The sequence below is a fragment of the Halomonas sp. SSL-5 genome (genome assembly GCF_030708455.1).
Classification (GTDB): domain Bacteria; phylum Pseudomonadota; class Gammaproteobacteria; order Pseudomonadales; family Halomonadaceae; genus Halomonas.
On the sequence record NZ_JAUYWF010000008.1, the window covers coordinates 59,971 to 72,770 of the forward strand.

Genomic DNA, 12,800 nt, shown 5'->3' on the forward strand with positions numbered 1-12,800 from the left:
GGCCGACGTCCGTCAAACGATGGGTATTCGGGCAATAAGATAGACGGACGGAATAGCGGACAAAAGGGCTGCCACTGGCACTGATCGGCTATTCCCAGGCTTGCCGGCTGAGCCGAAACCGATCAATATTCGGCTCACTATGTGAGCCGAAAGCCGTGCGATTCGGCTCAGCCGTATTCTCGGAGGTCTGGCATGACCGATCACGCCTCGACATGGATCTGGCAGCACCCTGGCTGGCCGAACTTTACCTGGCAGGCGGCAGAGATTCAGCCACGGGTCCAGGTATGCTGGAGGGATCTCGGTATCTTGGTCGGTCGGTCTGTGGCCCTGACGCCCACGGACGATCAGGACGCCGATGCGAGAACCGCCCTGGACACGCTGTTGCAGAGCATTGTCACGTCCTCGGCCATCGAGGGGGAGCGGCTCAATGTGGCCTCAGTCCGCTCATCCCTGGCCCGACGCCTTGGCGTGGAGGAGCCTGAGGGCGTTACCTCACCACGTTCCGAAGGCCTGGCGGAGCTGATGCTGGATGCGACCCTCAAGCCTGACACGTCGCTGGACGCCGAGAGGCTTTTTCAGTGGCATCGCTGGTTGTTCCCTGATGCTGACGCCGGCCTGACGACGCTAAGGCCCGGGCAGTGGCGCGGGGGGGAGCCCATGCAGGTGGTCTCGGGTCGCCTCGATCGTCCCAGGGTGCATTTCGAGGCGCCGCCGCGTGAGGGGTTGGAACACGAGGTTGATCAGTTCCTCGCATGGTTCGAGTCCAGCCGTCATGACCCCGAGCTGGATCCCCTGGTTCGGGCGGGTCTGGCACACTTCTGGTTTGTGACGCTGCATCCGTTTGAAGATGGCAATGGCCGGATTGCCCGGGCCATCGCCGATCGCGCCTTGGCGCAGGCGGATCAGCAGAGTATCCGCCTGTATGCCATGTCGGCGGCCATCCTGGAGCGCCGCGCGGACTACTATCGCCGCCTGGAAGCGAGCCAGCGTGGCACGCCAGATCTGACGGCCTGGCTTGTCTGGTTCCTGGAGACTCTGGATGCCTCCTTGCTGGATGTCCTGGCGCAGGTCGAGCGGACGCTGGCCAAGGCCCGCTTCTGGCAGCACTTCAGGGCGGCTGGCCTGTTGCCTGAGCAGGTGAGGGTGCTGAACCGCCTGCTGGATGGCGGTGAGATAGGCTTCGAACACGGTATCAGTGCGTCGCAGTACCAGGAAGTCGCCAAGGTCAGTAAGGCAACCGCCACCCGTCACCTCGCTGGGCTGGTCGAGAAGGGTTGCTTGGTGAAGCTTCCAGGTGGTGGCCGCAGCACGCGCTATCAGGTGCCGGAACGGCTCCGTCAGGACGGCGGGGAATAGACGCCCCGATGACGAAGGTATCGATGTCCAGATCGTACTGTCTGGGTAAATGATTTGCCCGCTATTGTGACGCAGGTCAGTGGGTTAGAAGCATTCCAGGGGCGGGCCCACGGGGTCAGGTAGAGGGGCAGGGCAGCCGAGCTACACTTTACTGTTGCGCAGCAGGTATAAAAGGTTTACTTGGATGATGCTTGCGGGGTTGCTACCAGGAGCAGGTCATGAACAAGACGAAAATCATTAGTGCCATTCTGTTGACGCTGGGTCTGACGGTCGATGCCCTCGCAGAGAATGGCTTCTATGGTGGAGTGGGCATCGGGCAGGCGACCATCGATGCGTGCGATGGTGTCGCCAATTGCGACGATGAGGACACCAGCTGGAAGGTCTTCGGCGGTTGGGAGATGAATTCGAATATCGCGTTCGAGGCCGGCTGGGTAGATTTTGGTGAGATCAGTGGATCCGCAGGCGGTTCGGCAGTCAGCGCCGAAGCGGACGGCTGGACGCTCGCTGCGAAAGGCATTCTGCCGGTCAACGAGCAGTTCGGCGTGTTCGGCAAGTTCGGCATGATTATGTGGGATGTTGAAGGAGGCGGTGCTGCTTCCGGCATGGACGACGATGGCACTGACCCCATGTATGGCCTCGGCGCTCAATACATGTTCACCGACCAGCTCGGCATTGTCGGTGAGTGGGAGTGGTATGACATTGACAGTGACATTGATCTGTTTTCCATCGGTGCATTGTTCAAGTTCTAAACGGCTCGATCACGTCCCCAATTAAGAGGGGGAGGCAACTCCCCCGGTCTTCTCACACCACCGGGCAAGATGGCCATCTGACATCAGCACCGCATAGCCGTCGGCGGCAGGCGTGTCGATGTCGCGAGACATGGGCGGGCTCCGGGGTGTCGAGGGTGCCGTAGACGGCGACCAGCGGCGTGCGGGTGCAGTCACGGTGACGGACCTCCACGTCAGGGCAGAGGAACATGGTAGCCGTTCTCCGCTGGCGTATCACCGCCCGGGCAAGGTAAGCGCCGGCCCCTGAGCTTCCGGCTACCCCGCCGCTCCCTGCTGGCAGGGGGACGCCGTGAAGCATTCGACCAGGTAGTCGATCATCGCCCGCACTTTCACCGGCTGGCGTCGATCGGCGGGGAAGAGCAGGTGGAGCCCGCCCAGGTCGAGCAGCGGCTGATCGAGCTCGAGCGCCACCAGCGCCCCGCTGGCCAGGGCATCGCCGACGATGAAGTTGGGTTGGTAGATCACCCCCTGGCCGCCCCTGGCCGCGGCGAGCAGCGCCTCGCCGTTGTTGGCCGTGAGGTTGCCGCGCACCGGCACCTCGAACTCGCCCTCCCGGCCGAAGTGCCAGACGCCACGCCCCTGGTGGGGGGAGAGCCGGTAGCTCAGGCAGTTATGCCGCGAGAGGTCGGTGATGCGACGTGGCGTGCCGTGCCGGGCCAGGTAGTCGGGCGAGGCGCAGAGGCGCATGGGACAGTTGCCCAGCCGCCGCGCCTTGAGGGCACTGTCGCCGAGATGTCCGACGCGCAGGATCAGGTCCCAGCCCTCGGCCAGCATGTCGTGCTGGGCGTCGCTCAGCCCCAGCTCCACCTCCACCCGGGGGTAACGGCGGCTGAACGCCGGCAGCAAGGGCGCGATGAAGCGGGTGCCGAAGGAGTGGGGCACGTTCATGCGCAGCCGACCCGATGCCTCGAGACCCTGGGCCTTGACGCTGGTCTCGGCCTCTTCCAGCTCCTGGAGCAGGCGGCGGCACGCCTCGAGGTGCTCGCTGCCGGCGTCGGTCAGCGACAGGCGCCGGGTGGTGCGGTGGAGCAGCTTGACGCCGAGGCGGGCCTCCATGGCGTTCATGTGCTTGGTGGCCATGGCCGGTGACATCGCAAGCGCCCGCGCCGCCGCCGAGAGGCTGCCATGGGTCGCGGCCTCCAGGAAGACGCGCATGCCGGTGAAGCGATCCAGCATCGATTTAACACCATGAGTAATAAGAGTGGGGTGATTTTAGCAGGTTATCCCATTGAAATCGTGAAGTTATAGTGGTGGCCATTCCCGGTCGTCGCCGCACGTGTCGGCCGACGTCCGTCGCGACGCAACCCTTGAGGAGATTGGCATGCAGATCGAACTTTCCGGCAAGCAGGCCCTGGTCACCGGCTCCACCGCGGGCATCGGCCTGGCCATCGCCACCGGCCTGGCCCAGGCGGGCGCCACCGTTACCGTCGTCGGCCGCGCCCAGGCCAAGGTCGACAAGGCCGTGGCCCAGGTGCAAGAGGCCAGCGGCCGCGAGGATGTCACCGGCGTGGTCGCCGATCCCGGCACCGCCGAGGGGTGCCAGGCGCTGATCGCGGCACGGCCCGAGGTCGATATCCTGATCAACAACCTGGGCATCTACGGCGGCCGCCCCTTCTTCGAGATCGATGACGCCGCCTGGGAGGAGATCTTCCAGGTGAACGTGATGAGCGGGGTGCGCCTGGCACGCCACTATGCCAAGGGCATGCAGGCGCGCGGCTGGGGGCGCATCCAGTTCATCTCCAGCGAATCGGCGCTCAATATCCCCGCCGAGATGGTGCACTACGGGGTCAGCAAGGCGGCGCTGCAGGGGGTCTCCCGCGGCCTGGCCAAGGTGCTGGCCGGCAGCGGCGTGACGGTCAACAGCATCCTGCCGGGGCCGACCCGCACCGAGGGTGCCCAGGTGATGATGGCGGAGCTGGCCGCCGAGCGCGGCGTCTCCGCCGAGGAGATGGAGGCGCTGTTCCTGGCGGAGAACCGCCCCTCGACCCTGCTCAAGCGCTTCGCCACCCCGGAGGAGGTCGCCAGCCTCTGCGTCTACGCCGCCTCGCCCCAGGCCAGCGCCACCACCGGTGCCGCGCTGCGCGTGGAGGGTGGCATCGTCGAAAGTATCGCCTGAGGGGATCTCCCGTCAGAAGCGATCCCAGTAGGGCGGGTCGCCGAAGTAGCCCTCCAGGAAATCCACGAAGTGGCGCACCTTGCTGGCCAGCAGCTGGCGGTGGGCATACACCGCATAGAGCCCGAGCGGCTCGGGCTCATGCTCGGGCAACACGATCGCGAGGCGTCCCTGGCGGATGGCGTCGCCGGTCAGGAAGGTCGGCTGCAGGGCGATGCCGGCCCCGCCCATGGCGGCTTCCACCAGCACATCGCCGTTGTTGCTGGTCAGCTCGCCTCCCTCTCTTCCACCGCCGCCGTCGCTGCGCGACAGCCACTTCAGCAGTGGCTCCTGGCTCTCCTCCATGTAGCGGTAGCGCAGGAAACGGTGCCCGGTGAGGTCTTCTGGCTGGCCGGGGGTGCCGTGTGCCTTCAGGTAGTCGGGCGAGGCGCACAGCACCAGGCGCACGGGGGCGATGCGCCTGGCGATCAGCGAGGAGCTCTTCAGCCGCCCGATGCGCAGGGCGATATCGAACCCCTCCTCGACGATATCCACCTTGCGGTCGTTGAGCTGCAGGTCGATGTCCACCGCGGGGTGAGCTTGCTGGAAGTCGTTGATCAGCGGCGCCAGGTGGCGGAGGGCGAAGGACACCGGGGCGCTGATGCGCAGCCGTCCGCGGGCCTGGCCCTGCAGCTCGCCGAGTGCGTTCTCCATGTCGTCGACCTCGACCAGCACCTGCTCGGCGCGCTGGCGATAGGTGGCCCCCGCCTCGGTCAGATGGAGCCGGCGGGTGGTGCGGTTGAGCAGGCGCACGCCCAGATGCGCCTCCAGCTGCGAGACGTGCTTGCTGACCAGCTGGGGGGAGAGCGCCAGGCGCTCGGCGGCCTGGGTGAAGCTGCCCTCGGCGACCACGGTGACGAAGGCGCGCATGGCATCGAGACGGTCCATGGCGGTCTCCTGATGATGGGGAGAGGGTTATTATCAACACTTCATTGATAATCATGCAACGCTGGCGCCCTTATTCCGCTCATCTGGCGAAAGTAGAGTGGCCTCATCGCTCGAGGCCGCAGGAGGCCTCGACTTTCCCCGACATCCAGATGAGGACGACACCATGAAGACGCAACTGATCAAGACCCTGTTCGATACCACCGGCGGTTACGGCGCCCTGGCCCTGCGCGTGCCGGTCGGCCTGATCCTCGCCGCCCATGGCGCCCAGAAGCTGTTTGGCTGGTTCGGCGGCTATGGCCTGGAAGGCACCGCCCAGTGGCTGGAGAGCATCGGCCTGGCGCCCGGCCTGCTGATGGCGCTGCTGGCCGGCGGCGCCGAGTTCTTCGGCGGCCTGGCGCTGATGCTCGGCCTGCTGACCCGCCCCGCGGCGCTGGTTGCCGCCGTCACCATGCTGGTGGCCATCGTCAGTGTGCATATCGGCAACGGTCTGTTCTTGGCCAACAACGGCTATGAGTTCGGGCTTGCCCTGCTGGCCGCCACCGTGGCCCTGGCGATTCAGGGCGCCGGCCGATTCTCGCTGGATGACCTGCTGGCCAAGCGCTTCGGCGCCTGAGCCCCGCCACGACACACTCGACCCGGCATCCTCCCAATGTGGAGGGTGCCTCACGCAATGGAGGAAACACCATGTTGGTCAACGGTATCTGGCAGGAGAACTGGCAGCCGGTCCAGGCGCAGGACGAGCAGGGGCGGTTTATCCGCCAGACCTCGACCTTCAGGCACTGGATCACCCCCGACGGCGCCCCCGGCCCCACTGGCTCCGGCGGCTTCAAGGCCGAGGCGGGTCGCTATCACCTCTACGTCGCCTATATCTGCCCCTGGGCCTCGCGCACCCTGATGGCGCGCCGGCTCAAGGGATTACAGGAGCTGATCGGCGTGACCGTGGTGAATCCGCGGCTGACCGACCAGGGCTGGCGGTTCGGCGGCTTCCCCGGCGCCGACGAGGATAGCCTGAACGGTGCGCGCTACATGCATGAGCTCTATACCCGCGCCGACCCCGAGGTCTCAGGCCGCGCCACGGTGCCGGTGCTGTGGGACAGGCACACCGGCACCATCGTCAACAACGAGTCGGCCGACATCCTGCGCATGCTCAACAGTGCCTTCTCGCACCTCGTCGACCAGGGGCCTGACCTCTATCCCGCGGCCCTTGCCAGCGAGATCGATGCGCTCAACCAGGCGATCTACACCGACCTCAACAACGGCGTCTACCAGGCTGGCTTCGCCTCCAGCCAGCAGGCCTACGACGAGGCCTATGCCAAGGTGTTCGCCAAGCTCGATGAGCTCGAGGCGCGGCTCGCCGACGGGCGGTCCTATCTGTTCGGCGAGGCACTGACCGAGAGCGACATCCGCCTGTTCGTGACCCTGGTCCGCTTCGATGCCGCCTACCACGGGCTGTTCAAATGCAACCGCAACACCCTGGCGGCCATGCCGGCCCTGCACGCCTACCTGCACCGCCTCCTGGCTCTCGAGGGCATCGCCGAGACGGTCAACCTCGACCATATCAAGGCGGGCTACTACTCGATCAAGGCCCTGAACCCCACCGGCATCGTGCCCGCCGGCCCGCAGGCGCTCTGAACCTGCCGGCCTGTCACGAGCGGAGGCCACCCTGACGCTGCGGGTGGGCGGGTTCGGTCTAGGGCTGGCGCCTTATCGCAGCCACCGAACGCCCTCACGGAACCTCTGTCGGGCTTGTTCCCAGCGGGTGCTGGGCGGGGCGGCAGGCGTCTGGGGCAGGGCCGCGCCGGCGCGCTTCAGGGCGCCGAGGATGGCATCCAGGTGGCGGTGGCAGAGGGGGGCGTCCAGGCCTCCCGGGCAGCGCTTCAGCAGGGCGTCGCACTCATCGCTGGCCTGGCTCAGGGCGTTACGCGCCGCGTCGTTGTCCTCGGCCTGCGCCTGACACTCCTTGAGCTCCCGGGAGAGCATCATCAGCATCTTGCTGTCGAGCCAGCAGGGCATGGTGTCGCTGGCCTTTCCGGCCATGGAGTTCTTGATCGCCTGGAAGGAGACCTGCAGGAAGACCGCCGTGTAGTAGGCCTTGGGACGTTGCGGACTCATGGTGGTCGGCCCTTCCAGGGAAACAAGAATTGTTATCGATAATGACCAATGCCGGGCCCGGGGTCAATGCCGCGATCGGCGACATCGCGCCGCAGCATGCGGCGCACTTGACCGGGAGGGGTGGAAGACCTTTTTACGATAGGAAACTATTTTCCTCATCGTATACTTTGTGCATGCTAAGTTTCCATTGGCGCCGGACCCCTGTGGCCGGTGCCCGTCCATCCCCGATCGGGAGCGGCGCTCGCGCCGGCTTCCGACCCGAGCCGGGTTCCCCTGTCCCTCGCGGGCGGCGTGGGCCCTCAGTGCAACGAGGTACTTCCTGATGAGCAAACAACCCTTCCTGATCGCCATGACCTTCATGTCGATCATCATCGGCGGCGGCTTCGCCTCGGGGCAGGAGGTGCTGCAGTTCTTCACCGGCTACGGCGCGGTCGGGATCACCGGCACCCTGCTCAGCGGCCTGCTGTTCGCGTTCCTCGGCATGCAGATCGCACGGATGAGCTCCAGCATGCAGGCGCGCTCCCACAAGGAGGTGCTGGTGGCGCTGTTCGGCAAGCGGGCGGGGCTTGCCATCGACCTGGTGCTCTCTTTCTTCCTGTTCGGTGTCGGTGTGGTGATGCTGGCCGGCAGCGGTTCCATCTTCGCCCAGCAGTACGGCCTGCCGCCGCTGCTGGGCGGGGTGCTGCTCAGTGTGCTGGTCATCCTGACCCTGTGCCTGCGGGTCCGCGGGATCATCAACCTGATCAGCGTCATCATGCCGGTGCTGTTGCTGCTGGTGCTGACCATCACCGTCTACTCCTTCTTCACCAGCAGTGCCTCGCTGCAAACGCTGGAAGGCGCGGCCGGCGAGGTGCCGACCATCAGCGAAGGCTGGCCGGTCTCGCACTGGGTCATCGGCGCGCTGCTCTACGCCTCCTTCAATATCGCCGTGGGCTTCCCGATGCTGTCGGTGATCGGCGGGCTGACTCGCGATACCCGGCAGGCGGCGCTGGGCGGTATCCTGGGGGGCGTGGGCCTCGGCGTGCTGATCTTCCTGCTCAACATCGGCCTGTTCGCCAACCTCGAGCGGCTGGTCGGGGTCGATATGCCCTCGCTGATGCTGGCCACGGCGGTGTCGCCGCTGGTGGCGATCGTCATGTCGCTGGCCCTGATCTGCATGATCTACAGCACCGCGGTGGGCATGTTCTTCGCTTTCACCGCGCGTTTCGCGACGCCGGAAACGACCCGTTTCAGGGTGCTGAGTGTGATCGTCACCGCGGTGGGCCTGGTACTCAGTCAGTTCGGGTTCAGCGCGCTGATCGGCACCGTCTACCCGATGCTGGGCGTGGTGGGGCTGGTCCTGATCGTGGCGCTGGGCTACCGCTGGCACACCGCCCGCCGCGAGGCCAGGATGCGCCCGGCCAGTTCGTCCAGCTACTGAGCGCCCTGACGACTCGCCCGGGCCTCGACCCGGTTCCTGCCGAGTTCCTTGGCTCGGTAGAGGGCCTCATCCACCCGCTGGACCAGTGATCGGGAGTCCTCACCGTCGGCCAGCTCCACCACGCCGAAGCTGGCGGTGACAGTCCCGAGCGTTTCGAAGCGCTGACCGGCGATCGCCCGCCGCAGCTTCTCGGCGACCTTGCTGGCCGCCGCGAGGCCGGTCTCTGGCAGCAGCACCATGAACTCCTCGCCACCCCATCGCCCGTGATGGTCGATGCCACGAAGGCTGTCGTTGACCAGGCGGGCCACGGTCTTCAGCACGTCGTCGCCGCTGTTATGGCCGAAGCGGTCGTTGATTCGCTTGAAATGATCGAGGTCGTACATGATCAGCGAGAGTGGCGAGGCGTAGCGGCTGGCGCGCGCCATTTCCTTCTCCAGCAGGCGACCCAGTTCCTGGCGGTTGGTGATGCCGGTGAGGCCGTCGGTGATGGCCATGGTCTGCACCCGCGCTTCCGCCAGCTTGCGCTGGGTGATATCCAGCAGGATGCCGGTCCAGAGGATGCCGCCGTCGGCTTCCTGCTGCGGTGTCGAGCGGCACTCGATCCAGCGAATCGACCCGTCGGCGTGAAGGGCTCGGAACTCCACATGGACCTGGGATAGGGTGGCGGCACTGTGCCGGGTCTGGGCCTCGACGCGCTCGGCATCCTCGGGAAGAATCCGCGACATGGCCGTCTCCGTACCGGGACCCCAGATCTCCTCCAGCGGCAGGCCTCCCAACTCGACGATGCCCTGGCTGAAATAGGGGAAGCTGCGCGAGCCATCCGGCGCCATGCGGTACTGGTAGAGCGCGCCGGGCACCTGGGAGGCGATGCCGCGCAGCAGCGCCTCGCTCTGCCGAAGCCTCGCTTCGGTCGCCCTGCGTGCCGTGATGTCCCTCACGACGCAGAAGATCAGCTTGTCACCTTCGAAGGTGGCGGCGTTGTTGCTGAGCTCCACGTCGATCAGGCTGCCATCCTGGCGGCGCTGCTGCGTCTCGAAGTGGGCGCCGGCGCTGTCGACGCGGTGCAGCATCGCCAGAATCACGCGCCTGCTGAAGCGGGTGTCGAGGTCCCAGACGTGCATCGACTCCAGTTCTTCGCGCCGGTAGCCGAGCATCTCGGCATAGCGACGATTGGCCCGGTAGAGGCTGCCGTCACGTCTCATAACCACCATGCCATCCCAGGCCCCTTCGAAGAGGGCATTCCAGAGGATGGCTTCGTTAGTCCCGGATGATGGCATGGGCGGCTTCCCGGCCTCAGGAGGGGAGGTGACTGGTTATCATAGTAACTCATGGCGCGCCATCCTGGTGCACTGTTGACCGGCGAGGTGGTAACGGCGGGCGTGGTCTACGCTTGGCACCACACACTGGGGTTCGGAGCGAGTCCATGCGTCATCTCTACCTGATGCGCCACGCCAAGGCGAAGTCGTCACGTGCCGACCTGGCCGACCATCGGCGCCCCTTGCGGCGGCGAGGCAGGCATCAGGCCGAAGCGATGGCCGACCCCTTGAAGCGGTGGGGCGCCCTGGAGGGCGACATTCACGTCAGCAGCGCCCGGCGCACCCTGCAGACCCTGGAGGCGGTGGACAGCGAACTGCCCGGCCTTGGCGTGGCCGATCGGATACAGCTGCACGATGACCTCTATACCTTCGAGGGACAGGCGCTTCTCGAGTGGCTGAGAAGCCTGCCGGAGGAGAGCGAGCGGGTGCTGGTGATCGGCCATAACCCGGCCCTGCTGCAGCTGGCCCGCTGGTTGTGCCCCGAGGCGCCGGCCTCGCTGCCCACCGGCGGCCTGATATGCCTCGCGTTGCCCGCACCCTCCTGGCAGGCGCTGGCCAGGCACGGCGCCCAGCTCACCGCCAGCCTGACGCCCGGCGAGGCGAACCATGCCCTCTTCCAGCGCCGGGCACCGGTTGCCCCCGACCTGCGCAAGGCCGACCCGGCGAGTCGGGTTCACGCCCTGCTGTGCCACCAGTATCGCCTGATCCGGGCCCTGGAGCCGGGCGTGATCGCCGGCATCGATCCCGAGTTCCTGCACCAGTATCGGGTCAACCTGCGTCGTAGCCGCGCCATCGGCGAGTCACTCGTCGCCATTGCCAAGGTGCCGGGGTTGAAGAAGCGGCTGAAGCGGCTCAAGCGTCGCGCCCAGGCCACCAGCGAGCTGCGTGACCTGCACGTCTTCCTGGAGAGCCTGGGCGCTCGGCCGGCGCCGCTCTCGGAGCGGATCCGACTGGCCCTGCATGACTGGCTGGCCGCCCGCGAGCGGGAACGGCATGAGGCGCTGTGCCGCCAGCTCGGTGAGCCCGAGTATGCCGAGGAGATGGCGGCATGGCAGGACTTCCTCGATGGCAATCGATTCCAGCAGGCGCTGCGTGGCCTGGATTCACAACGCGTCGACAAGGTGCTTGCCGAGCGCATCGCCGGACACGATCGCGAGCTTGCCGCCCTCGGCGTCGCCAGCCCCGACGCGGCCTTCCATGACCTGCGCAAGGGGGTGAAGCGCATCCGCTACCTGGCCGAACTGGACCCCAAGCGCCATCGCCGGCTGCTGAAGGGGCTGAAGCTGCGCCAGGGCCTGCTCGGCGACTTCCAGGACCTGTGCACCCGCCAGGCCTGGATCGAGGCCTTCGCCGCCGCTTCCCGCCACGCCCCCAGGCGCAGGCAGGAGTGCGACGCCTGGTGTGCCGACCTCGAGCAGGAGAAGCGGGCGTTGCGGGAGCAGGTCATGGCGCTGCCGGCCCTTGGCTGCTGAGCGTCGTGCCCTGTGCATCACGCCGCGCCGGTGGCCTTCAGGGGCGACAGGCTCCTAGGCCCGACGACTCCCAATCCTGCGAAGGAGGGCGACGACGTTGCTCTACTACGTGACCAAGGTGGCGATTACCGCCCTTCTGGTGGTGCTGATTTCGGAGGTGGCCAAGCGCAGTTCCTTTCTCGGGGCCGTGCTGGCCTCGGTGCCGCTGACCTCGGTGCTGGCCATGCTCTGGCTCTACCTTGATACCGGCGATGCCGCGAAGGTGAGTGCGCTGGCCGGCAGCGTCTTCTGGCTGGTGCTCCCCTCCCTGGCGTTGTTCATCGCGCTGCCCCTGCTGCTGGCGAAGGGCGTCAACTTCTACCTGGGCCTCGTCGTCTCCATCGCCATCACCGTCCTCTGCTACTGGTTGATGGTGACGCTGCTGCGTCTCTACGGCATCGAGCTGTAAGCCCCGGGCCCGCAGGCCTGGTTCGTCGGCGGCGGTTGAAGCCGGCGCTCGCGCCCCCCATCTGAACGGGTACGACATTCAACTTTCGGGAGACGACATGACCTCCACCGTAGTGATCACCGGCGCCAACCGCGGCGTCGGCCTGGCCCTGGCCCGCCACTATCACGCCGCCGGCTGGGCGGTAATCGGCGTCTGCCGCAGTGGCGGCGAGGAGGCCGCCGAGCTGCGCGACGTTGCCGAGACGCTGATCGAGGGCATCGACGTGACCCGCGCCGAGGACGTTGACCGCCTCAGGGAGGCGCTGGCGGGTCGCCGCCTGGACCTGCTGATCAATAACGCGGGCCTATTGCAGGATGAAGTGCTCGGCGAGATCGACTTCGACTCCATCCGCACGCAGATGGAGATCAACGCCTATGCCCCGCTGCGGGTGACCGAGGCGCTGCTGGACAATCTGGGGGAGGGCGCCAGGGTCGCCAATATTACCAGCCGCATGGGCTCCATCGCCGACAACGACTCAGGCGGGCGCTATGGCTACCGCGCCTCCAAGGCGGCGCTCAACGCCTTCGGCAAGTCGCTGGCCGTGGACCTCAAGCCGCGGGGTATCGCCGTGGCCCAGCTTCACCCGGGCTATGTGCAGACGCGCATGGTCAACTTCGGCGGCATGATCAGCGCCGAGGAGGCCGCCACGGGCATCGCCGAGCGTATCGAGGCGCTGACGCTGGAGAACAGCGGCGGCTTCTGGCACAGCAATGGCGAGGCGCTGCCCTGGTAACCACGGTGGATTCGACTGGCGTGCATCGCTTGAGTTCAGGGGTCAAGGGGGCATCGCGCCAGCCGACTTAGCGCGT

At 66.5% G+C, this 12,800-nt stretch carries 14 protein-coding genes; 9 read left to right on the forward strand and 5 right to left on the reverse strand.

The window, feature by feature from the left end:
• Positions 1–192 precede the first annotated feature (192 nt).
• The gene (locus RAN53_RS10750) at positions 193–1,356 is read left to right on the forward strand and encodes a Fic family protein (protein WP_305796817.1); all 1,164 of its coding nucleotides are present in this window, start codon (positions 193–195) and stop codon (positions 1,354–1,356) included.
• Between the two features lie 218 nt (positions 1,357–1,574).
• Complete coding sequence (locus RAN53_RS10755) at positions 1,575–2,105, forward strand: outer membrane beta-barrel protein (RefSeq protein WP_305796818.1); 531 nt, start codon at positions 1,575–1,577, stop codon at positions 2,103–2,105.
• 52 nt (positions 2,106–2,157) lie between these two features.
• Here the strand turns inward: RAN53_RS10755 and RAN53_RS10760 are convergent, their stop codons facing one another.
• Together RAN53_RS10760 and RAN53_RS10765 are read right to left on the reverse strand one after the other, a co-directional pair.
• Complete coding sequence (locus tag RAN53_RS10760; RefSeq protein WP_305796819.1) at positions 2,158–2,334, reverse strand: hypothetical protein; 177 nt, start codon at positions 2,332–2,334, stop codon at positions 2,158–2,160.
• A gap of 65 nt (positions 2,335–2,399) precedes the next feature.
• Positions 2,400–3,320, reverse strand: coding sequence for a LysR substrate-binding domain-containing protein (locus tag RAN53_RS10765; protein ID WP_305796820.1), 921 nt, complete (start codon positions 3,318–3,320; stop codon positions 2,400–2,402).
• Between the two features lie 145 nt (positions 3,321–3,465).
• On the opposite strand from RAN53_RS10765, the gene RAN53_RS10770 reads away from it, so the two are divergent.
• Positions 3,466–4,260, forward strand: coding sequence for an SDR family NAD(P)-dependent oxidoreductase (locus RAN53_RS10770; protein ID WP_305796821.1), 795 nt, complete (start codon positions 3,466–3,468; stop codon positions 4,258–4,260).
• Positions 4,261–4,272: 12 nt separating this feature from the next.
• Here the strand turns inward: RAN53_RS10770 and RAN53_RS10775 are convergent, their stop codons facing one another.
• Positions 4,273–5,184, reverse strand: coding sequence for a LysR family transcriptional regulator (locus tag RAN53_RS10775; protein WP_305796822.1), 912 nt, complete (start codon positions 5,182–5,184; stop codon positions 4,273–4,275).
• 163 nt (positions 5,185–5,347) lie between these two features.
• Between RAN53_RS10775 and RAN53_RS10780 the strand changes: the two genes are divergently transcribed.
• The gene (locus RAN53_RS10780) at positions 5,348–5,797 is read left to right on the forward strand and encodes a DoxX family protein (protein WP_305796823.1); all 450 of its coding nucleotides are present in this window, start codon (positions 5,348–5,350) and stop codon (positions 5,795–5,797) included.
• 71 nt (positions 5,798–5,868) lie between these two features.
• A complete protein-coding gene (locus tag RAN53_RS10785) occupies positions 5,869–6,816 on the forward strand; it encodes a glutathione S-transferase family protein (RefSeq protein ID WP_305796824.1) in 948 nt (315 codons plus the stop codon).
• A 72-nt stretch (positions 6,817–6,888) separates the two neighbouring features.
• Here RAN53_RS10785 and RAN53_RS10790 read toward each other — a convergent pair whose 3' ends face one another.
• A complete protein-coding gene (locus RAN53_RS10790; protein WP_305796825.1) occupies positions 6,889–7,296 on the reverse strand; it encodes a hypothetical protein in 408 nt (135 codons plus the stop codon).
• A 322-nt stretch (positions 7,297–7,618) separates the two neighbouring features.
• Here RAN53_RS10790 and RAN53_RS10795 point away from each other — a divergent pair, with 322 nt between their 5' ends.
• Positions 7,619–8,716: a hypothetical protein gene (locus RAN53_RS10795; protein WP_305796826.1), complete on the forward strand. Its 1,098-nt coding sequence runs from the start codon at positions 7,619–7,621 to the stop codon at positions 8,714–8,716.
• On the opposite strand, the gene RAN53_RS10800 is transcribed toward RAN53_RS10795, so the two are convergent.
• The gene (locus tag RAN53_RS10800; RefSeq protein WP_305796827.1) at positions 8,710–9,993 is read right to left on the reverse strand and encodes a sensor domain-containing diguanylate cyclase; all 1,284 of its coding nucleotides are present in this window, start codon (positions 9,991–9,993) and stop codon (positions 8,710–8,712) included. The two genes, RAN53_RS10795 and RAN53_RS10800, sit on opposite strands and share 7 nt — an antisense overlap.
• Positions 9,994–10,139: 146 nt before the next feature.
• Between RAN53_RS10800 and RAN53_RS10805 the strand changes: the two genes are divergently transcribed.
• From RAN53_RS10805 to RAN53_RS10815, 3 genes are all read left to right on the forward strand, one after another.
• Positions 10,140–11,504: a CHAD domain-containing protein gene (locus tag RAN53_RS10805; protein WP_305796828.1), complete on the forward strand. Its 1,365-nt coding sequence runs from the start codon at positions 10,140–10,142 to the stop codon at positions 11,502–11,504.
• Between the two features lie 97 nt (positions 11,505–11,601).
• Positions 11,602–11,952 (forward strand): DUF3147 family protein, encoded by a 351-nt coding sequence (locus RAN53_RS10810; RefSeq protein WP_305796829.1) that lies wholly within the window; start codon positions 11,602–11,604, stop codon positions 11,950–11,952.
• Between the two features lie 97 nt (positions 11,953–12,049).
• Positions 12,050–12,724, forward strand: a complete 675-nt coding sequence (locus RAN53_RS10815; RefSeq protein ID WP_305796830.1) for an SDR family oxidoreductase — start codon at positions 12,050–12,052, stop codon at positions 12,722–12,724.
• Positions 12,725–12,800 lie beyond the last annotated feature (76 nt).